17 protein-coding genes are annotated in these 20,752 nt (G+C 66.3%); 7 read left to right on the plus strand and 10 right to left on the minus strand.

The features are described 5' to 3' along the window. Both ACK4I0_RS12150 and ACK4I0_RS12155 read right to left on the minus strand, forming a co-directional pair. Positions 1-349: hypothetical protein (locus ACK4I0_RS12150; protein ID WP_409611323.1), on the minus strand; the 349-nt coding region annotated here is incomplete at its 3' end. Between the two features lie 89 nt (positions 350-438). Then, a complete protein-coding gene (locus ACK4I0_RS12155; protein WP_409611325.1) occupies positions 439-915 on the minus strand; it encodes a DUF6998 domain-containing protein in 477 nt (158 codons plus the stop codon). A gap of 298 nt (positions 916-1,213) precedes the next feature. Here ACK4I0_RS12155 and ACK4I0_RS12160 point away from each other — a divergent pair, with 298 nt between their 5' ends. Continuing rightward, on the plus strand, positions 1,214-2,008 hold the full coding sequence (locus tag ACK4I0_RS12160) for a hypothetical protein (protein ID WP_409611327.1): 795 nt from the start codon (positions 1,214-1,216) through the stop codon (positions 2,006-2,008). Further along, on the plus strand, positions 2,001-5,306 hold the full coding sequence (locus ACK4I0_RS12165) for a DEAD/DEAH box helicase (protein WP_409611329.1): 3,306 nt from the start codon (positions 2,001-2,003) through the stop codon (positions 5,304-5,306). The genes ACK4I0_RS12160 and ACK4I0_RS12165 overlap by 8 nt, the downstream gene beginning before the upstream one ends. 317 nt (positions 5,307-5,623) lie before the next feature. Here ACK4I0_RS12165 and ACK4I0_RS12170 read toward each other — a convergent pair whose 3' ends face one another. The 7 genes from ACK4I0_RS12170 to ACK4I0_RS12200 form a co-directional block, all read right to left on the minus strand. Continuing rightward, a complete protein-coding gene (locus tag ACK4I0_RS12170; protein WP_409611331.1) occupies positions 5,624-6,619 on the minus strand; it encodes an aldo/keto reductase in 996 nt (331 codons plus the stop codon). A 149-nt stretch (positions 6,620-6,768) separates the two neighbouring features. Beyond that, positions 6,769-7,299 carry a cyclophilin-like fold protein gene (locus ACK4I0_RS12175; RefSeq protein ID WP_409611333.1) on the minus strand — a complete coding sequence of 177 codons (531 nt, stop codon included), beginning with the start codon at positions 7,297-7,299 and terminating at the stop codon, positions 6,769-6,771. After that, on the minus strand, positions 7,250-7,996 hold the full coding sequence (locus ACK4I0_RS12180) for an SDR family oxidoreductase (protein WP_409611334.1): 747 nt from the start codon (positions 7,994-7,996) through the stop codon (positions 7,250-7,252). Before ACK4I0_RS12180 ends, ACK4I0_RS12175 begins: the two co-directional genes overlap by 50 nt. Positions 7,997-8,035: 39 nt before the next feature. Then, positions 8,036-8,503 carry a cyclophilin-like fold protein gene (locus ACK4I0_RS12185; RefSeq protein WP_409611335.1) on the minus strand — a complete coding sequence of 156 codons (468 nt, stop codon included), beginning with the start codon at positions 8,501-8,503 and terminating at the stop codon, positions 8,036-8,038. A gap of 13 nt (positions 8,504-8,516) precedes the next feature. After that, complete coding sequence (locus ACK4I0_RS12190; protein ID WP_409611337.1) at positions 8,517-9,020, minus strand: cupin domain-containing protein; 504 nt, start codon at positions 9,018-9,020, stop codon at positions 8,517-8,519. Beyond that, positions 9,017-10,111: an alpha/beta hydrolase gene (locus ACK4I0_RS12195; protein WP_409611339.1), complete on the minus strand. Its 1,095-nt coding sequence runs from the start codon at positions 10,109-10,111 to the stop codon at positions 9,017-9,019. The genes ACK4I0_RS12190 and ACK4I0_RS12195 overlap by 4 nt, the downstream gene beginning before the upstream one ends. Next, on the minus strand, positions 10,098-11,306 hold the full coding sequence (locus ACK4I0_RS12200) for an MFS transporter (protein WP_409611341.1): 1,209 nt from the start codon (positions 11,304-11,306) through the stop codon (positions 10,098-10,100). The genes ACK4I0_RS12195 and ACK4I0_RS12200 overlap by 14 nt, the downstream gene beginning before the upstream one ends. A 124-nt stretch (positions 11,307-11,430) precedes the next feature. Here ACK4I0_RS12200 and ACK4I0_RS12205 point away from each other — a divergent pair, with 124 nt between their 5' ends. Next, positions 11,431-12,324, plus strand: a complete 894-nt coding sequence (locus ACK4I0_RS12205) for a LysR family transcriptional regulator (RefSeq protein WP_409611343.1) — start codon at positions 11,431-11,433, stop codon at positions 12,322-12,324. Between the two features lie 82 nt (positions 12,325-12,406). Here the strand turns inward: ACK4I0_RS12205 and ACK4I0_RS12210 are convergent, their stop codons facing one another. Beyond that, entirely contained in the window at positions 12,407-13,327 is a 921-nt protein-coding gene (locus ACK4I0_RS12210) for a HEPN domain-containing protein (protein ID WP_409611345.1), read from the minus strand. 430 nt (positions 13,328-13,757) lie between these two features. Between ACK4I0_RS12210 and ACK4I0_RS12215 the strand changes: the two genes are divergently transcribed. From ACK4I0_RS12215 to ACK4I0_RS12230, 4 genes are all read left to right on the plus strand, one after another. Continuing rightward, a complete protein-coding gene (locus ACK4I0_RS12215; protein WP_409611347.1) occupies positions 13,758-14,255 on the plus strand; it encodes an RNA polymerase sigma factor in 498 nt (165 codons plus the stop codon). A 14-nt stretch (positions 14,256-14,269) separates the two neighbouring features. Next, a complete protein-coding gene (locus ACK4I0_RS12220) occupies positions 14,270-15,253 on the plus strand; it encodes a FecR family protein (protein ID WP_409611349.1) in 984 nt (327 codons plus the stop codon). A gap of 72 nt (positions 15,254-15,325) precedes the next feature. Next, a complete protein-coding gene (locus tag ACK4I0_RS12225) occupies positions 15,326-18,247 on the plus strand; it encodes a TonB-dependent receptor domain-containing protein (protein ID WP_409611351.1) in 2,922 nt (973 codons plus the stop codon). 9 nt (positions 18,248-18,256) lie between these two features. Beyond that, complete coding sequence (locus tag ACK4I0_RS12230; protein ID WP_409611353.1) at positions 18,257-20,695, plus strand: S9 family peptidase; 2,439 nt, start codon at positions 18,257-18,259, stop codon at positions 20,693-20,695. Positions 20,696-20,752: the final 57 nt, after the last annotated feature.

Genomic DNA, 20,752 nt, shown 5'->3' on the forward strand with positions numbered 1-20,752 from the left:
TGGTGACGACTGCGACACCCGCACCGGGAGCGCCGTAGACCTTCCACATTGCAGCCGACTCGTTCTTGGCGGCGTGCCAGCAGCTTATGAAATAGTCGCGGCGGCCGGAGCGCGTCATGATACAACGCTGCTCCTCAACCATCACCCATCCACGAAACATGGCTTCGGGACTGTCGTTGTTCTTCCTGCCGTAGATTTCCAAGATCTGGACACGGAGCGCCTCGGGTACTTCGTCGATGGACTTCCACATCCGATGCGGAAACTGGACGGGACCGGGCAGGCACTCATACGGATCGTCCTGGGCTAGGACTTCAGCACTCGTGAGCCAGAGACTGCCGGAAGTGATCATTTCGACAAACTTCGGCAAGTCAGTGTAGCGCCACAGAGGGACGTTAACTGCCGGCCGATCAAAACTCGGGTGATTACCTAGCGGCACGCTCAACGCACCCGCAGGAGCGGGAGACGGTCGGCCTCCAAAACCCTGGCGTTAGCCGCTCGGAGCCGGCCCAGAGCAAGATTTTTTTGCTCGCCGCGCTTCAACGTGACCTCCTCCAGCGCGACGGCTTCCGGGCCGTTGAAGATCGTGAGCCCACGCCGGTTTTCGAAATCGAGATGGAAAAACAGCAGGTGATCTGCTCGGAGATCCACCTTGCGAAAGGCGGGGCCGCGGCCAGTCCCGCTCGCTTTGACCTGAACGGATTTTGGGTTCTCGCCGGCCGACATGCCATCGATCCCAGCGCCGCATCGGGCGCTCAGTTGAACGCCGTAGAGTTCAGCGGCTATGGCTTCCCCAATGTCGCCCACAAGGTTTCCGTCGAGGGTGAACTTCAACCCCGACGAGGCATAGCGCCGTTTCAGCTGGTCGCGCGCGGTCAGCAGCGGCTCAATTTCGTCGGGCAGATCGAACTCGTCCATACCGCTCCTTCGTAAGTATATGCGTTGGGCACAACCGCGTCAGACATCAGGATCTCGTGCCGCGCCGGTACGGTCGGAGCCAATCGGCTCAGCGAGAGCGTTGGCATTGCGCCACAAGCGGACACTGGAATGCCTCCAGGTAGCGGACATTTCTTCACTCAAGGATTAAGCGTGATGGAAGCTGTCCGGCACATTTCTACTGGCGATTGTATCCCTATCCTAAGCTCTACTGTAGAGCTCGGTTCGTCAAAGAGGGGCACTGGGCTGCTGTGGATTACATTTCGAAGATGGTGCGCGCGTGACACTGGCGCTTCAGAAAGTGACGACCTCAATCCTCTGCGAAGGGTCGGAGTGGACGGTAGTCGATGAAGATGTCCTAGCGGAACAGGTCGCCCGCATCGCGGTTGGGCAGTTTAGCCATGTCAGCAAGATTCTGCTTGGAGAAGCGGCCACGCCAACTAAGGTCAGGCAGGCGGCCAAGAAGGACGCCATCGGCCTTCTCACCCTCAAGCCAGAAGAAGGTCCCTGGCACCGCGATGGATGGGTCTTTCAGGCGATTTCGTGGATCGCAGCTCACGACGACGGCGGGGTGGCCATACGGGCCCCGCACCTGATCAAAGCGCATAAGGGCTTTGACGGGTTGAAGCTGGAGCTGAGCGACGCGGGGGCTGTGACAGGGGTCATCGTCTTCGAAGACAAGGCCACCGGAAAACCGCGCGACACCATTCGGAAAGATGTATGGCCGGGTATCACGAAGCTTGAGCAGGGCGAGCGCAGTAACGAGCTCGGGCAGGAGGTAAGCGCTCTTCTGCAAACGCAACTGAGGACATTCCCCGACCTGAACGTCGAAGCGGCCGTCGAGGAGATCGCCTGGAAGGAGGCGCGCCGTTACCGGGTGGCCATCACCGTGGACAAATCCCACGCGACCCCCGAGCCACGACTTGCGCTCTTCAAAGGATTCGACAGCAAAGCTCCGGGTGCAATCAGCCGCCGCATCGCGGAAACAATGGTGGTACAGAACCTGAGACCTTGGATGCAGGCTTTTGCCAACCTAGTGATCACCAAGGTCGAGGGGCTTCCGGACCATGTTTGATCCGGAAACAGTTGAGCTCATCCAGCGAGCTCCAGCCTTGGAAGGCCTGGACCTTTCAGCCTTGCCGCAGATCTTGACCGATGCGTTCGCGACCGTGGTGGCGGCGAGAGTTCGCCTGCGCACCGGCACTCCAGAGCCGGATGGCACGGAGGTCGCACGAACCTTGGCGCTGCTGACCCGGCTGGCGGCGACACACGAAATCTATGTTGCCCTTATGCCAGATCGCGACAATCGGGCTGCTGCGGCTTTCGTCGCAGCCTCGGCCCACCAAGCTCGGAGGCTCGCTCGCGTCGGGACACAGTCCGCGAGCCGGATCAGCGCCACCAACATCAGTTCGGAGATCAGCGCCGCGCTTCTTTTCCTTATCGCCGAGGCCTATCCGGACGCGGCCGAGGCAGCCAAGCGGATCGTAGCCGACTCCGAAGAGGCTGGACCTACCGAACGGGGGCTGCTGGTCGCCCTCAAAAAGCTGGCGGAAGGCGGGCTGGGCGAAGTCATCTCCGACCCGCTGCCTGAACGCAGCGCAGTGGCGCCGGAAGATCGAGCGCTTGAAGCCCTGTTAGACCTTCTCCTGCGTGGAGTTCGCGCCCTCGGACGGCAGCTTCGCAACCCCGCGTCTGATGACGACGACGGCACCGCGCGCCAGCTGTTCCTGAGGGTTAAGGCGCTCTGCGTCGACGAATTGGCCGATCCCTTCGGAGACGGCCGCGCTGCCTATAGCGTTTTCTCAGGACCCCTGCACCTTGCCAATCTGTTGCTCGCAGCGGAACGAGACATGGGTGCGGCGGCCCTCGCTCACCTCCCTGCCCCAATCGGGATCGATCAAACCGGCTGGCGCGATATCCTGCGGCGAATGGTCCGATCGCGCCCGTTTCTATGGCGGAACCACCGAGCCGCCATCGATCAGGGGCTGCTCAACCCTGGTCTATCCGCGGCTATCAGTTTTCCGACCGGGGCCGGTAAATCGACCCTTGCCGAGCTAAAGATCGCGACGGCCTTACTTCAGGGCAAACAGGTCGTGTTTCTGGCACCGACGCACGCGCTTGTCGGCCAGACCACCAAGGCCCTGCAGAAGACATTTCGTGATGCTTCTGTCATCGGTGACATCGAAGACGACGTCACGCTTAGCTTGGTGATCGAGCTTCCGGAGATCATCGTCACCACACCAGAACGCTGCCTTATGTTGCTGGCTATGCAGCCACAGGCGTTTTCTGGGTTGGGCCTTATCGTGTTCGACGAGTGCCACCTCATCCACGCCCGACCCGATGACCGAAGCCGCCGGGGGTTGGACAGCATGCTCTGCCTGCTCAACCTCACCCAGGCGGCACCTGAGGCAGATCTTCTGCTTCTCTCGGCAATGATGAAGAACACGGCCGAGCTGGCGGGATGGCTGAAGACCCTGACTGGCCGTGATTGCCTGACGCTCGATCTGGCGTGGAAACCGACCCGCCAAGCGCGAGGCTGCGTCGTCTACGACATGGACCGCATCAGCGAGCTTGAGACAAAACTGACGGCAGCGAGGAAGGCCAAGCCCGGTCAGAACGCAGTGCCAGTCGGGGTGCAGCGCGAGCTATCCGCCGAGCCTTTCGGTTTCTTCGGCCTGCGACAGACGTGGAATTCCACGGACACCGAAGACTACGCCCTGCGAGCGCTTCTCGACACGCCCACGCGGCTGGGCACCAGCAAAGGGCGACGCTGGTACCTCACACCCAACGGCAACGAAGTCAGCACGGCGATAGCGGCTGGGTCCGTCGGAGCCGGCATGAAAACCCTTGTCTTTGTACAGAACACCATCGCGTGTGCCAAGTGCGTGCGCGAGTTCGCCAACCATCTGTCACCGCACGATGTTGTCCTCACCGAAGAGGAGCAGGCTTGGCGCTCCCTTATCGTCGAAGAAATGGGCGGAGCAGAATACTGCTATCTTCCTATCGACGATGCGGGAGTCGTCAGAACGGGCGCGGCCAGCCATCACGCCCTTCTTCTGCGCGAGGAACGAGAGCTCCATGAGGGCCTCTTCAAGCGCAAGGACGGCCTGCACGCGCTATTCGCAACCTCGACTCTGGCGCAGGGTATGAACCTGCCCAGCGAGGTCGTCGTGATTTGTGGCGACAGTCGATTCGATCCCAAAGTGGACAAACTCAAGCAACTAGAGGCGCACGAGTTGCTAAACGCGGCCGGACGGGCGGGCCGAGCCGGTGAAGGCTCACAAGGTTTCGTGTTGCTGGTCCCCAGCCACGTGATCGGATTCGATCAGGCCAAGTCCCTGATCAGCGAGGACTGGATGGACCTTCGCGCCATCTTCGAACAATCGGACCAGTGCCTGATCATCGACGACCCCCTCGGGGCTGCCCTCGACGACATCCACAACGGCATCACGCTCACGGGGTCGGCGGCCTACCTGCTCGGCCGGCTTCCTACCGCGACATCCGGTGGCGGTCCGGACCCGGCTGAGGTCATGCTCAAACGGTCCCTCGTGGCCTACCGGAAGACCGAGGCCGGCAATACGGCTTGGATCGCGTCGCGCGTCGCCGCTGCCGTGGCGGCTCGCCCGGCCGCCGCTAAGGACGAAGTCCATTGGTTGGGCTTGGTCTGTGCTTCGACTGGCCTGTCCTTAGCGCTGATGGAAAGCCTCTTGAAGCTCGTCGACAGCGACGCCTTGGCGGGAAACGCTTACGATGCTGTCGCGGCTCTGCTGGCTTGGGTGCGCGAAGAACCGCTCCGGTTGATGGATTTGGTTCGCCCGGAAAGCCTAGAGGGGCTCTTTGGCGACGCTTACAAGAAATTACCGTCCGACGAGGCCCGCGCACTGCAGGCCCTGGATCTCATCGAGAAGGTCGTTCCGGTTTGGATGTCAGGGGCTCCGCTTTGCAAGATCGAGGCGATTGCTGCTGGAAAATCGACGGACTTGGGCTTCTGCCCAACTGCTCGCCACTTCGCGATGCGAGTGGCACCTGACCTAGCGTTCGTAGGGGGGCTTCCGGCCCGGCTCCTTTTGGCGCGTCAGGCGGCAACCGCTCCGGAGGAAGAGCCCTTCATTCCCCTGATCCTGGCTACACTGGGCAGCATCCTCAGAGAAGGATGCGACTCACCGGAAGCTTTGGCGGTGCGCGTAGAGGTTGGCAGAGCTGTGTCCCGCGTCGCGGCCCGTCAGCAGTTTGAAGAGGCCATGCCCTACCTAGGTTCGGCACCCCCGAACGAGTCCTTCGAAGCAACCCTGGTCCGCGTGCGAAACGCGATGATGGTCACTTTATTTGAGGACCTCGACGCTTCTCCGATCGGCACATTGTCGCTCGACTAAGGCTTGGGTACGACGACTTCAATTCGTCGCCGGCGCCAGCGAAACACGGTCTGGTCCACGATCCCTGCGCCAACCGGATCAGCTCCAGACTGGCCAGGCGTACTCGTTGTCCCAGTGCAGAGATTCCCGACGTCGACAATGAGCCAGAAGCGGTTATCTCTCCGTTCAGGCCGGAGCGGAGCAGGGGAGGTCCGCTACTGACTCCTCTCTGACTTTGGGGAGGTCCGCTTTCGGCCAGTTCCTGGGCGGTCGGCCGGAACAGGATTTCGTTGATGCCGAAATCCTCCGGCTCGCGATTACGGGCGAATGGGCGTAGTTCAAGCGTCCCAACTGATCTGCCTCATCTGACGGGCATCCATTCGCCCTCCGTAGATTTCGATCTGCGCCAGCCCGGTTTCCAGTTGCTGGACATCTTCAGGGCTCAAGCGGACCTGCGTCGCACCGATATTCTCGCGAAGGTGATTGGCATTGCCGGTTCCGGGGATCGGCACGATCCACGGCTTGCGAGCTATCAGCCAGGCCAGGGAGACCTGAGCCGGCGTGGCGCCGCGCGGGGCGCCGAACCGGGTCAGAAAGTCGATCACCGGCCGGTTGTTCTGCATGACCATGGGCGAGAAGCGTGGGAAGCTGGCGCGCAGGTCGTTTGCCGGGTCCATCGACGCCTGAACATCCACGCTCATCGTGCCGGGCAGGAAGCCCTGCCCGAGCGGGCCCCAGGGGACGAAGCCGATGCCGAGTTCCTCGCAGGCATCGAGAACGCCGTTGCGCTCAACGCTGCGCTCGATCAGCGAATACTCGGTTTGGATAGCCGAGACCGGCTGCACTGCATGGGCGCGGCGGATGGTGCGAGCGCTGGGCTCAGAAAGGCCGAAATGCAGCACCTTGCCTTCACGGATCAGGTCTCGCACCGTGCTGGCAACATCTTCGATCGGCACGTTCGGATCGACCCGGTGCTGGTAGAAAAGATCGATGTGGTCGGTCCGCAGCCGTCGAAGCGACGCCTCGGCGACCCTTCGGATATTCTCAGGCCGGCTGTTGAGCCCGTTGGTGCCGTCGATGGCGAAGCCGAACTTGGTGGCGATCTTCACCTGGTCGCGCACTGGAGCGAGCGCCTCGCCGACCAACTCCTCGTTGACATAGGGGCCGTAGACTTCGGCGGTATCGAAAAAGCGCACGCCCTGCTCATGCGCGGCGCGGATCATGCGCACGCCCTCGGCGCGGTCGACGCCGGGGCCGTAGTGTCCGCCGCTAAGGCCCATGCAGCCGAAGCCTAGCTCGGACACCTGCAGGCTACCCAGATTGCGCGTGTTCATGGTTCCTCGCCTCGTTGAGCTTGTGGTTTGCGCAGCAGCAGAGCTGCTCCAGACGGCGCCGCCCAGGGGCAGGCCGGCACCGATGGACGCCGTGGCGGCGCCCAACAGGAACCCCCGTCGGTCGGTTGATGAAGTCATGGGTTCGCCTTTCATTGGCTGATGCGTTCGATGGTGGCAGGGCCGCTCGCCGCTTCCAGCGTCTCGGCGCCCGCCACGATGCGGCCGAGCCGAACGAGGCCGGGGAAGTAGCCGGGATCGCGGTAGTAGATGACGAAATTGCCGAGCGGCGCGTAGTACGCGATGTCGTAGACAGCGGCGTCCGCGCCGGCCGGTGCGCCATCCAGCGACAGCGGCCGGGACAGGGTCGCCACCTTCTCCGTCGCGTCGTGATCCCGCAGCAAAACCTGCAACGGCAGCTGGGCGGCAAAGCTCCTCGCCGTGGGTGTGTCGTCCAGTTCTGCGACCATGGCGCTGGCGCCGGCCGTTATCCTCACCCTCACGCTGTCATCCGGCGCAGGTGCGGACGCGCAACCAGCCAGGACCAAGGCGGCCGAGATGCATATTGCTGATCGAAGCACTTCGCTTCTCCTTCTGTCTGCCGGCGAGACACCCCGCCCGTGGGATGCTGCGTCAGAGTTCCTGGGCAGTCGGACGGAAGAGGATTTCGTTGATGCCGACATCCTCCGGCTCGTTGATCGCGAAGGCGACAAGCCGGGCCAGGGTCTCGGCGGGGACGCCGACCTGGCCGACATAGTCCCGGTTCGCCTGTTGGACGTCCTTCTCGCTGATGTGGTCGAGGAGTTCCGTCTTGACCGCGCCGGGCGAGAGGATGGTGGTGCGGATGTTGTGGGGCGCCATCTCCTGTCGGAGGCCTTCGGAAAAGGCGCGCACGGCGAACTTGGTCGCGGAGTAGACGGCCGATCCGCCGAAGAGCTTGTGACCCGCCACTGACGCGACGTTGATGATGTGGCCGGACTTCTGCCCGATCATGTGGGGCAGTGCGGCGGCGACGCCGTAGAGCACGCCCTTCAGATTGACGTCGATCATCTGGTCCCATTCGTCGACCTTCACCCGCTCCAGCGGGGACAGGGGCATGACGCCGGCGTTGTTGATCAGCACGTCGATGCGGCCGTAGGTCTCGATGGCGGCGTCGATCAGTCGCTGAAGATCTTCCCGCTTCGTCACGTCGGTCTGCACGGCGATGGCCTTACCGCCCGCCTCAGTGATCTCGCTCACCAGGGCCTCGATGCGGTCGGTTCGCCGGGCGCCGAGGACGACGGCCGCGCCCTTTCCGGCCAGGTGACGCGCGGCGGCGGCGCCCATGCCGCTGGATGCGCCGGTGATGACGGTGGTCTTGCCTGTGATGTTGTCGTTCATTGCGGTTTGCCTTGGTCTCAAAATGGAGGGAGTGGGCTGTCAGTTTTCCGGAACGATCTCGATCCGCGCTCGTCCGGCCTCCACTGTGGCCAGCGATGAGGCGTCGCCTTCGAGGCGGCCGAGGGGGACGAGGCCGCGCGACCAGGCGAAGTCCCGGTAGTAGATCGCGAGATTGCCCCACGGCGCGTAGTAGGCGATGTCGCCGACGACGGGGTCGGCGCCGTCCGGCGCGCCGGTTGTCGACAGACGCCGGGGCAGATCAGCGACCTTCTCGGTCCTGTTATGGTCGTGCAGCGTGACCTCGATCGGCAGCAGGGATGCGAAGTCCCGCGCCGTCTCGCTGTCTTCCAGCACAGCGGTGAAGTCCTGATCGCCTGTGGTTATCCTGATCCGCATGGTTTGCTCCGTGCCGGCCGGCGCCTGATCCTGTTCGTTCGCGGTGTCGGCCGTCGTCGCGGGACCGCTGCAGGCGCCGCTGATGGCGACGGCGGCGAGCACCGCGAGCATTCGACGCATCGGCCTAACGCGCGGCTTCGGCCGCAGGCGCGCCGCCGAGATATTGGTCGTCGGTGACGTGCTCCATCCAAGTGACGGGAGAGCCGTTCTGGCTTTCATGGATGGCGATGTGTTCCATGGGACCGTGCGGCGTGGCGCCGTGCCAGTGCTTGTGCTCGGGAGGGCACCAGAGGATGTCGCCCGCTTGGAACTCCAGCCTGGGACCGCCCTTGATCTGGGTCCAGCCGACGCCCTCGGTGACGATCAGGGTCTGACCCAGCGGGTGGAGGTGCCAGGCCGTGCGGGCGCCGGGCTCGAACCGGACGATGGCCCCGCCGACGCGCGATGGGGCCTCACGCTGGAACAGACCGCTGATGGTGACACGGCCGGTAAAGAATTCAGCCGAACCCTGGCTTGGGGTCTGGTCGGCTTTGCGGGTGATTTCCATGACGGGGGCGTTTGCTTGCGTCTGCATGGGGGTTTCGCCGCCAGTCAGGGCGGCCATGGCTGAGAGAATCGAAATGATCACGAGAGATGCTCCTGGAAGAATTGGGTCAGTCGATCGAAGGGGATCAGATCGACGCGGTCGTAGAGATCGACGTGGCTGGCGCCCGGGATGATCAGCAGTTCCTTCGGCTCCGCCGCCGCCGCGAACGCCGTCTCGCTGAAGTAGCGCGAGTGGGCGTTCTCGCCGTGGATCAGCAGGATCGGGCGGGGCGAGATTTCCGCGATGTAGGTCATCAGCGGGAAGTTCATGAACGAAAGCGGGTTGGTGACCGTCCACGCATTGCCCGAGTTCACCGCGCGCGCGTGGTAGCCGCGCGGCGTCCGGTAGTAGGCGTGATAATCGACCAGGAACTGCGGCTCGCCGCCCTCCAGTTCGTTGGCCGCGGGCCCGTAGGCGGGGCCGCCGTTCCGGGCGTCGTCCCAGCGCTGGCGGCTGAGCTGTTCCAGCGTCTGCGACCGTTGCTCGGGCGTGACGCTGTCGTTGTAGCCGCGCGACATGAGGCGGCTCATGTCATACATCGTGCTGGTCGCGACGGCCTTTACGCGCTTGTCGACCGCGACGGCGTTCAGCGCCATGCCGCCCCAGCCGCAGATGCCGATGACGCCGATCCGCTCCTGATCGACCGACGGGTGCAGACCGAGGAAGTCGACCGCCGCCATGAAGTCTTCGGTGTTGATGTCGGGCGACGCTACGTTGCGGGGCTCGCCGCCGCTTTCACCCGTGAACGAGGGGTCGAATGCCAAGGCCGCAAACCCGCGCTCGGCCATCGTCTGGGCGTAGAGGCCCGAGGACTGTTCCTTCACGGCCCCGAATGGCCCGCCGACCACAAGCCCGGCCAGACGCCCGCCGGAGCGGTTCTTCGGAAGATAGAGGTCGGCGGTGAGGCGAATGCCGTAGCGGTTCTCGAAGGTGACCTTCTCTTGGTCGACGGCCGCGCTCTTGGGGAACACCTTGTCCCATTCGGTGGTCATGGTCTGTGCCTTCACGGGGTTGGGACGGGCGAGGATGCCGACACCTAGCGCGGCGGCGCCTGTCCCACTGAGTTTCAGGAGATCGCGACGGCCAAAGCGGCGCAGGGTCATCCCGTGCGGAAGGATTTCAGAGATCATCATGGGGTCTCCCTCTGTTTGCATGAGCAGGGTTCAGCAGGCGGGTCCCGTGGCGGATCAGGACGAGAGCGAGCAGCGCCAGCGCGACGCTGCCGATGAAGGTCGCCTGGATGGAGAAGCCGTCGAGCAGCCATCCACCGACGACGGCGCCGAGCAGGATGGAGGCCTGCACCGCCGCGACCATCAGACCGCCCGCCGCCTCCGGCGCGTCGTCTGCGTTGCGCGACATCCAGGTCATCCAGATCACCGACATGGCGGTGTTCATCACACCCCACACGACCAGCAGGGCACCGACCACGATCCACGAACCCCCGAACAGCAACAGTCCCAGGGTCGCCGCGCCCATGATCAGGGCCGGCAGCTTCAGGAGCGAGGCGATGTCGTCCTTGATGAAGCGGCCCGCCGCCCAGGTGCCGACGAAGCCGGCGACGCCAAGCGCCAGAAGAAGCAGGGACAGGAGCGTCACGTCGGCTCCGGTGACGCGCTCCAGGAATGGTCGCAGGTAGGTGAACATGGTGAAGGCCGAGCCCCAGGAGAGCATCGAGGCGATCAGGCCGAGGGCGAAGTATGGGCGACGCAGCAGGGCGAACATCGACCGGACGTCCTGACGGCCGCGCGCCGGCAGCGATGGCAGCGCCACGAGGTGCCAGACGAGATTGATCGCCACCAGCGGTGTCAGCGCCCAGAAGACCTCGCGCCAGCCCAGCAGCCCGCCGACGTAGCTGCCGATCGGCGCGGCGAAGGCGGCTGCGATGGCCTGGCCTCCATACATGAGGGCCAGAGCCTTGGGCACGTCGGACGCGGGGACGAGGCGCATGATCACGGGCGTCGCAAGGGCCCAGAAGCCGCCGATGCAGACGCCGAGCAAGGCGCGTCCGATCATCAGCACCGTGAAGTTCGGCGCTGCGGCGACCATAACGAGCGAGGCGAGCATCAGCACCGTCATGCCGACCAGCACGCCCTTGCGGTTCAGGCGCCCGGCGACCGTGGTCACAAGCAGGCTAGAGACAATGGCGAAGAGGCCGCTAATCGAGATCGCCTGACCGGTCTGGCCCACGGTCGCGTCGAGACCCGTGGCCATCGGCGTCAGCAAACTGACCGGCATGAATTCCGAGGCGATCAGCAGAGCGACGCACAGCGACATCGACAGCACGGCGCCCCAGTCGCTGGAGGCGGTCTGGGTGGTCGGATCGGCCATCGGGTATGCAGGGGCGTTCGTCATCTTGCGACGGAAGCTAGTCCCGGAACGCCTATCCGATTAGCCAGCTTGATCCGCATGCTCTAATCGACTGAATCGATTAATCCGATGAGAGGGCCATGCGTTGTCGACCGATTTCAACCAGCTCACCTGGTTCCAGGCGGTTGCCGAAGAGCGAAGCTTCACCAAGGCTGCCGCACGGCTGGGCGTCGCCCAGTCGACTCTGAGCCACGCCATCAAGCAGCTGGAAGCGCGTCTGGACATTCGTCTCTTGACGCGGACAACCCGCAATGTGGCCCTGACCGCAGCCGGCCAACGGCTGCTGCAGACGATCACGCCGAGACTCGGCGAGATCGAGGACGAGATCGCCGCCCTGAGGGCGTTCCGCGACACGCCGTCCGGTTCAATCAGACTGACGCTGTCCGATCACGCTCTGGAGACTGTGGTGTGGCCGAAGCTTAAGCCGGTGCTCGAAACCTATCCCGACATCAAGGTGGAGCTGGTTCTGGACAGCACCTTCCGCAACATCGTCGAGGACGGCTACGACGCCGGCGTACGGCTGGGCGAGAGCGTCGAAAAGGACATGATCGCGGTGCGGATCGGCCCCGACTGGCGCCTCGTGGCGGTGGCGTCCCCCTCTTATCTTGCGGAGCGTGGCCGGCCCGAGCATCCCCGCGACCTTGTCCGGCACCTTTGCATCAATACCCGTCACGAAAGCTCCGGCGCCCTCTACGCCTGGGAGTTTGAAAAGAACGGCCAAGAGCTCCGGGTGCGGGTCGACGGCCAGGTGGCGTTCAACAACTCATACGCGCAGGTCGATGCGGCCCTCAGCGGCTTCGGCATAGCCTACATCCCCGACAGCATGGTCGTGGAGCACCTCGCATCCGGCGCGCTGGAACAGGTGCTCGACGACTGGTCGCCCATGTTCGACGGCTATTTCCTCTATTACCCTAGCCGTCGCCAGAGCCTGCTGGCCTTCCAGATCATCATCGACGCCTTACGCCATCGAGTTCGCTGAAAGACTGCCTCCAACGTCTCGTTTCGGCGATCAGCGGAATATCCGGTTCTGGCGCATTGAAGACGCTAGCTACCGGCTCAGCCTATCGGCTCGCTTCTGCACTAGCCTGTAGGTGCAGCAGCCGCCTTTCACAGCTTGCCTGGACCAAACTCTGAAGGCGACGCGCGCCGTTCATGAGCCAGGCGAGATCATCGGGGCTCAGATCATACTGATCCGAATAGCGCGCTTCGACATAGGCGCGCTTCAACATCTCGAACTTGCGACGATCGGAGCGCTGCTCTCGAGGCCAGGCGGCGACCAGAGACTTGTCCATGGCCTCGGCTTGGGACCGCAGGAACTTGATGTTGTGCGAGCGCGGGAAATAGAAAGAGTGGACGAGGAGGAAGCAGGCGTAGGCCCGCTCAACAGCTTGATGGGTCAGGAAAGCGGCGTCATTCCGGTTTCCCTGCATCTCGGCGTGCCGGGCCAAGCCCAAAGCTGAGTCGACTTTTTTGACCCACGCTTGAAAGTAGGTGGCAGCGGTGTTGGCTGCTTCCTCAGGTGTGATGGGCTTGGGGACGACGAACGGGTGGCCGGGCAGGGCGTAGAGCTTGACGCCGTCCTGGATGACGCTTGTCCAGAAGTATTGGCCTTGACTGAGGCCCTGGTTCACCTCGGCCATGGTGTGGACGATGATGTTGACGATGCGGCCGATGGCGGGGTCGCGGGCGATCTTGTCTTCGGCGACGTAGAAATAGCTGGAGATGTCCGTCAGCTTCTCGTGGCTGACGATGACCAGGATGTCGAAGTCCGATTGGTAGCCGGTTTCGGGGGCGTCGACCCAGTCGTCGCGGGAATACGAGCCGAACAGGATGAGCTTGAGGATTTTGCCGTCCCGGCGCCAGGACTGGGTCGGGCCGCCGCCGGACTGGATGGCCCGGTCGAACTCGTCGAGCAGGTGGGTGCGGATGCGCGCCAGTTCACGCTGCTGACGTTCGGGCAGATGGTCGAGGCCGTCCTTCATGATTCGAGTCTAGCACGAGGGGGAGGGGCGGGCATGGCGGCGGGGTCTGGGGTGGGGAGCCGGGTGCGGGTGTCCGCCCGGACGGTGAGAAACATGACTGTCGGCATGGCCGCCGTCCTTGGCGCGGGGCGCTTGGACACGACGGCGGCGATCCGGACGGACGGGGGAGGATAGCGCCGCGGGGCGGGCGCGCCAAACCGGGGCCTTGTCAGACGGCGGCAAATCAAGAAGGCTTGGACCGCGTTCCCTGGGACGCCGAGGCGTGAGAACCTCGATTGAACTGTCGACCTGATGTAGATCTGCGCCGCCGGTGTGGCGGGCGCGCATGTCCAAGCTCCTCTGGGGCCAAAGGCGCTCGCGCGTGCTTCAATCCACGTTCTCAACACCCGGCTGAGGCCGGGCCCGCCTCTTTGAGAAAGGAGGCGGGCCTGTGTCGATCGGACGGGAAGAAGCGCGGACGTCGGACGCCTGGATCGCCGACCTCTATCGCCGGCACGCGCGCTGGCTGACGAGGCGGCTGAGACGCCGGTTCGGGGACGACGCCGACGACTATGCCCAGGAGGCCTGGCGGCGGCTGCTGGTCAGCTATGGCGGTTCGCCCCTGGTCCGGCATCCGCGCGCCCTACTGCTTCGGATCGCGACCAACGCCGGCCTGGACGGGGTGAAGCAGGCGGCGCGGCGAACGCGGGTCCCGGAGACGGCGCCGACGCCGGAGAGCGGCACGGTCGAGGCGCCCCAGGAGGCGGCGCTGGCGCTGGAGGAGATCGTCCTCGCCTTGCCAGAACAACTTCGGGATGTCTTTCTGCTCTCGCGGTTCGGCGGCCTGACCAACAGGCAGATCGCCGAGCAGCTCGGCATCAGTCCGAAAACGGTCGAGTGGCGGATGACGCGGGCCCTGGCCCACTGCGCCGCCCAGCTTCGGCGCTAGATATGGGGCGCAGGATGGTCAGCCGGAACACGCGGGTGGCGGCGGCGGACATGGAGGCGGCGGCCTGGCACGCCCGTCTGGGCGAACGCCCCGTCTCGACCCATACGATCGAGGAATTCTTCGCCTGGCGGGCCGTGCCCGCCAACGCCGACGCCTGGCGACGGGTCCAGGCCGTCTGGGAGGGCTCCGGCCGCCTGGGCGGCGAGGCCCGCATCCAGGCCGCGGTGGACGAGGCGTTCACGCGCCGGGACCGCAACGCCGGGCGGCGGCGACAGGGCCGGATCATCGGTCTCATCGGCGGGGCGGCGGCCGCCCTCGTCCTGGGCGTCGGGGTCTGGGCGTGGCTCGACAGCCGGTCGCTGTTCGTGACCGAGGTCGGCGAGCAGCAGCTGGTGCAGCTGGCCGACGGCTCCACCGTGCGCCTGGACACGGCGTCGGCCGTCCGGGTGCGGATGAGCGGGACCGAGCGGCGCGTGGTGCTGGAGCGCGGACAGGCGCTCTTCACCGTGGCCAGGGATGCGTCGCGGCCCTTCGTGGTGGCCGCCGGCGGGGCCGAGGTGACCGCGGTCGGCACGGTGTTCGACGTGCGGCGGCAGGGCGAGGCGGTGCGGGTCACCCTAGTCGAGGGCGCTGTCGATGTTGCGCCGAAGACGGGCCGGCCGGGCGAGCGGATGCGGGCCGGCGAGCAGGCCCGGGTCACGGCCGACGGGGTGCGGCGGCGTTCGGTGGACACGGCGCAGGCGACGAGCTGGATCGAGGGCCGGCTCGTGTTCGAGGATGTGCCGCTGCGCCAGGCGGCGGCGGAGATGAACCGGTATCTCCAGGATCCGATCGTCATAGAGGCGGGGGCCTTCGGCGAGACGCCGGTCAGCGGCGTGTTCCGGGCCGGCGACCGCGCGGCCTTCGCCTCGGCGGCGGCCGCGGGGCTGGACCTGCAGAACAGGGTCCGGGCGGACGGCAGCCTGGTGCTGTCGGCGAGAGAAAAAAAACTGAGGTGAGCGCCGGGGTCCCGCGGGGCCCCGGTCGTCTCTTCCGGTCGCCATGAGGCGGCGTGGGGAGGAGATGACGACATGAACCGATTGAGCCTGTTGACGGGGAGCGCCCTAGCCGCCTGCGTGGTCTTGGCTGGAGCGCCCGCGAGCGCCCAGGCGGTCAGGCCCTTCGACATTCCGGCCGGATCGCTGCGGGAGGCGCTGAACGGCTTCGCGGCCCAGGCCGACCAGCAGATCTTCTTCACGGCGGATCTGGTGGAGGGGCGGCGCAGCGAAGGACTTCGGGGCCGCTATGCGCCTCGGGAGGCGCTCGAGCGGCTGCTGCGCGGGTCGGGCCTGGGCTGGACCGAGACGCGGCCCGGGGTCCTGGTGCTGCGGCGCACGGCCCTGGCCGAGGAGACGGCGGTCCAGGTCGAGGACATTGTGGTCACCGGGACGCTGCTGAACGTGTCGGGCGACCTGGCCGCGCCGGTGGTGACGCTGGACCGGGCCGAGCTCGACCGGAGGGGCTACGGGACCGTCGCCGAAGCCCTGACCGATCTGCCGCAGAACTACGCCGGCTCGGCCACGCCGGTCGTGCAACTGACGGGATCGGACCGCGGCGGATCCAACGCCGTCTACGCCACCGGCGTGAACCTCAGGGGGCTGGGTCCGTCCTCGACCCTCCTGCTGGTGAACGGCCGCCGCCTGGCCGGAACCGGATTCCGGGCCGAGTTCGGCGACGCCTCGGCCCTGCCGTCCGCCGCGGTCGAGCGGGTGGATGTGCTGCTCGACGGCGCCTCGGCCCTGTATGGGTCGGACGCCGTGGCCGGCGTGGTCAATGTGATCCTGAGACGGCGGTTCGACGGCCAGGAGAGCCGCCTGCGGGTTTCCGCGGCCCAGGGCGGCGCGGAGGATGTGAGCCTGTCCCATATGGCCGGGCGCAGCTGGGGGTCCGGCGCGGTGCTGGGCGCCTATGAATATCAGACGACCAGGGCGCTCAGTTCGCTGGACCGCCCCTATACGGCGGATGGCGACCTGCGGCCGTTCGGCGGGACGGACCATCGGGGGCTCTACGCCAGTCCCGGCAACATCCTGGTCTACGATGCGGCGGCCGGGGCCTATCGGTCGCAGTTCGCGATCCGGCCCGGACCGTCCGGCGTGGCGACCGGGCCCGGGGATTTCGCGGCCGGTGAGGCCAATCTGCAGATTTCGACCCTGGGCGCCGATCTCCTGCCGGCGTCGGACCGGCACGCCGCCTATCTGAGCCTCAGGCAGGACGCGGGCGCGCGGCTCGAGCTCTCGGGGGATCTGCGATTCAGCCTGCGCGACTTCGACTTCCGGGGGCAGCCCAATGTGGGTTTAACCACCATGAGCCGGGCCAACCCCTATTTCGTGTCTCCCACCGGGGCGGCGTCCCATATCGTCGGCTACGCCTTCGGGGATGAGGTGGGGCCGATCCGCCGCACGGGATCGTCGCGGAGCCTGGGCGGCACGGCGGGTTTCCGGTTCGCGCTCTCGCCCGACTGGACGCTTGACGTCTACGCCGCCTGGGCGGAGGAGCGCGGCGCCCTGCGCAACACCAACCGGGTGAACAGCCGCTTCGTCGCCGAGGCGCTCGGCAACATTCCCGACGATCCGGCGACGGCGTACAGCGCGGCTCGGGACGGCTACCTCAACCTGTTCGGCGACGGGTCGACCAACAGCCGCGCCGTGCTCGACTTCATCCGGTCCGGCTTCACCGAAGCCCGCGACCGGAGCCGCGCCGCCTCGGTGAACGCCCTGGTCCAGGGGCCGGTGATGGATCTGCCGGCCGGTCCGCTGCAGGTCGCGATCGGCGGGCAGGCCCGTCGCGAAACCTTCGACACCCGCACCCGCAACTTCTTCTCGACGGCCGCGCCGGTCGAGACGGTGCTGCCGACCCGGGAGCGGCGCATCGAAGCGCTGTTCGCGGAAGGCCGCCTGCCGCTGGTGAGCCCGGAGATGGGGCTGGCCGGCGTGCGCAGCCTCGAGGTCTCGGCGGCCGCCCGGGTGGAGCGCTACGACGACTTCGGGCGGACCATCAATCCGAAGGTCGGCCTGGTCTGGTCGCCGGCGGCCGAGCTGACGGCGCGGGCCACCTGGGGCTCCGCCTTCCGGGCGGCGTCGCTGCCGCAGATCTACGATGCGCCGGGCGCGTCGGGCGCCTTCATCAACCGGCCGGACGGCTCGTCCGCGCTCGCCCTCTTCCTGGTCGGCGGGAATGAGTCTCTCAAGCCGGAGACGGCCGAGACCTTCACGGCCGGCTTCGACTGGCGGCCGGCGGGCGGTGTGTTCAGCCTGACCTATTTCGACACCCGGTTCGAGGACCGCATCGCCCAGCCGGTGGCCGAAAACCTGCTCGGCGTGCTCGGCGATCCGGCCCTTTCGCCCTTCGTGACTCTCGTCAATCCGGCCGGCAACGCCGCCGACCTCCTGCTGATCCAGAGCTATGCCGGCCTGCCGGGCTTCCCCAGCTTCTATCCAATAGACACCTATGCGGCCGTGGTGGACGCCCGCTGGGTCAATACGGGCGCGGTCGCGGTGCGCGGTCTGGACCTCTCGGCGCGCCGCGCCCTGAGCCTCGACGCCGGTCAGCTCGTGCTGGAGACCTCGGGGTCGTGGATACTCGACTATGAGACCCGACCCACGCCGGTCGCCCCGGTCCGCCAGGTGGCCGGGCTCATCGGCTATCCCGTCAGGCTGCGGGCGCGTACGGGGGTTCGATGGGTGGGGGACGCCGTCGATCTCGGCGTGCACTGGAACCATGTTTCGGACTATCGGGACCGCACCGGTCGCCGGATCGACGCCTGGAACACGGCCGATCTGCAGCTGGGCTGGTCGCCGGGCGCAGGGTCCGGCACACGGCTGACGTTGACGGTCCAGAACCTCTTCGACGCCGACCCGCCCTTCCATGATGCGGCGACAGGGTTCGGCTTCGACCCGGGACAGGCCAGCCTGCTTGGCCGCGTTGCGGCGCTTCAGCTCATCCGGCGCTGGTGAGGGCCGGACATGACTAGGTTCCTGATGCTCGCCGCGGCTGCGGCGATCGTGATCGGCTGGGCGGAGCCCGCCCACGCTAATGAGCCCCGCGCGCCCACGCTCGACGACATCCTGTCCCTCGAAGCCTTCGGACGGGCGTCCATTTCGCCGGATGGGCGATGGGCGGTCTATGAGAAGCGAGGGCCCTATGAAGGCACGCCGAGGTTCGACCTCGCCCAGCGGTCGGTCTGGGCGGCGTTCGACCTGTGGCGTGTCGACCTGAGCCAGCCGGAGGCGGTCCCGGTCCGCCTTCTTCCGGACGAAAGAACCGGCCTTCTGCGCGGAGACTGGTCGCCGTCCGGCGATCGGCTGCTCGTCTCTCGGTTCGGCGAGGGGCGATACGAATACGGGGTGGCCGATCCGGAAGGGCGGAGCGTTCGATGGACCGGTCTGGCGGCCGAAACGCCCCTGGCCGGCGCAAACGCCCAGTGGCTGGCCAATGGCGATCTGCTCCTGCTCACCCGCCCGGACGGAAGCCTCCCGGGCTTGGTCCGACACATCGGCGGGGCGCCCGCCCGGTTGTCGCGGGCCTGGGAGACGAGCGCCTTGGGATCAGCGCCGTCCAGGACGGTCGTCGAGACGCGCGACGGCGTCGCCGCAGCGGAGACGCCCGAGCCTTTGCAGCGGCTCGTGCGGCTGGACGGCCTTGGTCGGGCGTACACGCTGGCGGAGGGTCGGCTGTTCGACTTCGCCGCCTCGCCTGACGGTCGATCCGTGGCGGTTCTGTTCGGCGGAGATCCAATCCCGACGCGGGCGGATCACATCGTGCAGGCCGAGGGTCGCCTCAGACAGAGGGTCGTGGTCCTGGATCTCGAGACTGGACAGACGCGACGGCCTGCCGAACGGATCGACGCCGCGCCCCATCTTTTGCAGTGGAACGCGGCGTCGACGGAAGTTCTGATCTGGGGGCGTGAAGACGGAGCGCAATGGAGTGAAGGGCGCCTGTACGGCCTCGGCGCCGACGGCGTGCGGACCTTCGACATGGGGGCGCTCTCTGTCGGAGACGACGCCGCGGTCCTGCGTGGGGTGCGGGCGGCCTGGGCCGGAGAGGCGGCGGTCGTCTACGCCCAGGCCAGCGCGGGAACGCGTCGCGACTGGTGGCGGCTGGACCCAAGCCGACCGCCAGTGTCCCTGACACAGAACCTGGACGCCGTTCCGTCCCAGATAGCGCTGCAGAGAGGGACCGATCTGCTTGGCTTCGCGGACGGCCGGCTTTGGTCGCTCGGAGGGGGCGGCGCACGCGCGGTGACGCCGGACGATGACCAGCTGACCGAGGTTCTGACCTCCGATCCCGAACGGGTCATGCGCCTGACCGTGAATGAACCTTCGCGGGCGCCCTGGCTCACCGCGATTGGTGCGGGCGGGGAACCGGTGACGCTCGGACTCAAGGCGCCGGACGCCGATGCGACGGTTGAGCGGCTTGGGCCCGGGCCGGCGCCCTGGCGCTTCCTCGCCGTCTCGGCCAAGGCGGCCATGGGGCTTGAGCGGCAGGGCCTGTCCGAGAGGCTGGTGGTCCAGACCGCTGGGCGCCGGTGGCCGATCGATGCGGTGAATGAGCGGTTTGCCGATGCGGACCTGGCCCAGCCTGAATGGATCGCGCACCGCGACGTGCTGGGCCGGTCGGTGAGAAGCGCCCTCTATCTGCCGCGAAAAGGGACGCCCAGGGGCCTTGTGGTCCAGGCCTATCCCGGGTCTGTGGACGCCAACAGCTGGTCCGGGCCCCTGTCCCTGGCCTATGCTATTCGGCCCGATCTTCTCGTGGGAGCCGGATATGCGGTTCTCTCGCCGTCCCTCGTGATGGAGGGGGAGGGCGCGCCGGGGTTCGACAGCCATTCGCGTGGGCTCGACCTCGCGGTTGACGCCACGCTTGGCGCATGGCCGCAGCTGCGACCTGACCGCATTGCACTCATGGGACACAGCTATGGCGGTTACGTCGTTCTCGGCGTCGCGACCCGCAGCCAGCGCTATCGCTCCATCATCGCCTCCTCGGCTCCGAGCGACATGGCAGGCCATTGGGGCGAGTTCGTCCCGGCGGCCCGGATCCAGCCCGAAGACGGCCTCTATATTGTCAACCAGCAGGGGTGGGTTGAGAGCGGGCAAGGCGAGCTGGGCGCGCCGCCCTGGGTGCAGCCCGAACTCTACACCGAACGCAGCGCCTTGTTTTCGGCGGACCGCATCACGGCGCCTGTGCTGCTGATCACCGCCGATCGGGACTACGTGGCCATGTCGCAGTTGGAGCGGATGTTCAGCGCCCTGAACCGGCTAGGGGGGCGGGCGCGTCTGATCACCTATTGGGGAGAGGCCCATCATCTGATGAGCCCCGCCAACGCGCGAGACCGACTGGCTCAGGTTCTGGCGTGGTTGGAAGAGACCCTGCCGGACGGCCCAGTCGACGCTCCCACACCCTGACCCACGCTTCATAGGCCGCCAGTCGAATGAGCGCGCCGTAGCCGCCGCGCCACCGAA

The organism is Brevundimonas sp. (assembly GCF_046295775.1).
Lineage (GTDB): Bacteria > Pseudomonadota > Alphaproteobacteria > Caulobacterales > Caulobacteraceae > Brevundimonas.

Coding starts and splice junctions, on each gene's coding strand:
- ACK4I0_RS12180 (WP_409611334.1), bottom strand. CDS start 7,996: ATGAACGACAACATCACAGGCAAGACCACCGTCATCACCGGCGCATCC.
- ACK4I0_RS12225 (WP_409611351.1), top strand. CDS start 15,326: ATGAACCGATTGAGCCTGTTGACGGGGAGCGCCCTAGCCGCCTGCGTG.
- ACK4I0_RS12170 (WP_409611331.1), bottom strand. CDS start 6,619: ATGAACACGCGCAATCTGGGTAGCCTGCAGGTGTCCGAGCTAGGCTTC.
- ACK4I0_RS12220 (WP_409611349.1), top strand. CDS start 14,270: ATGGTCAGCCGGAACACGCGGGTGGCGGCGGCGGACATGGAGGCGGCG.
- ACK4I0_RS12195 (WP_409611339.1), bottom strand. CDS start 10,111: ATGATGATCTCTGAAATCCTTCCGCACGGGATGACCCTGCGCCGCTTT.
- ACK4I0_RS12185 (WP_409611335.1), bottom strand. CDS start 8,503: ATGCTCGCGGTGCTCGCCGCCGTCGCCATCAGCGGCGCCTGCAGCGGT.
- ACK4I0_RS12155 (WP_409611325.1), bottom strand. CDS start 915: ATGGACGAGTTCGATCTGCCCGACGAAATTGAGCCGCTGCTGACCGCG.
- ACK4I0_RS12230 (WP_409611353.1), top strand. CDS start 18,257: ATGACTAGGTTCCTGATGCTCGCCGCGGCTGCGGCGATCGTGATCGGC.
- ACK4I0_RS12200 (WP_409611341.1), bottom strand. CDS start 11,306: ATGGCCGATCCGACCACCCAGACCGCCTCCAGCGACTGGGGCGCCGTG.
- ACK4I0_RS12210 (WP_409611345.1), bottom strand. CDS start 13,327: ATGAAGGACGGCCTCGACCATCTGCCCGAACGTCAGCAGCGTGAACTG.
- ACK4I0_RS12175 (WP_409611333.1), bottom strand. CDS start 7,299: ATGTCGGCATCAACGAAATCCTCTTCCGTCCGACTGCCCAGGAACTCT.
- ACK4I0_RS12165 (WP_409611329.1), top strand. CDS start 2,001: ATGTTTGATCCGGAAACAGTTGAGCTCATCCAGCGAGCTCCAGCCTTG.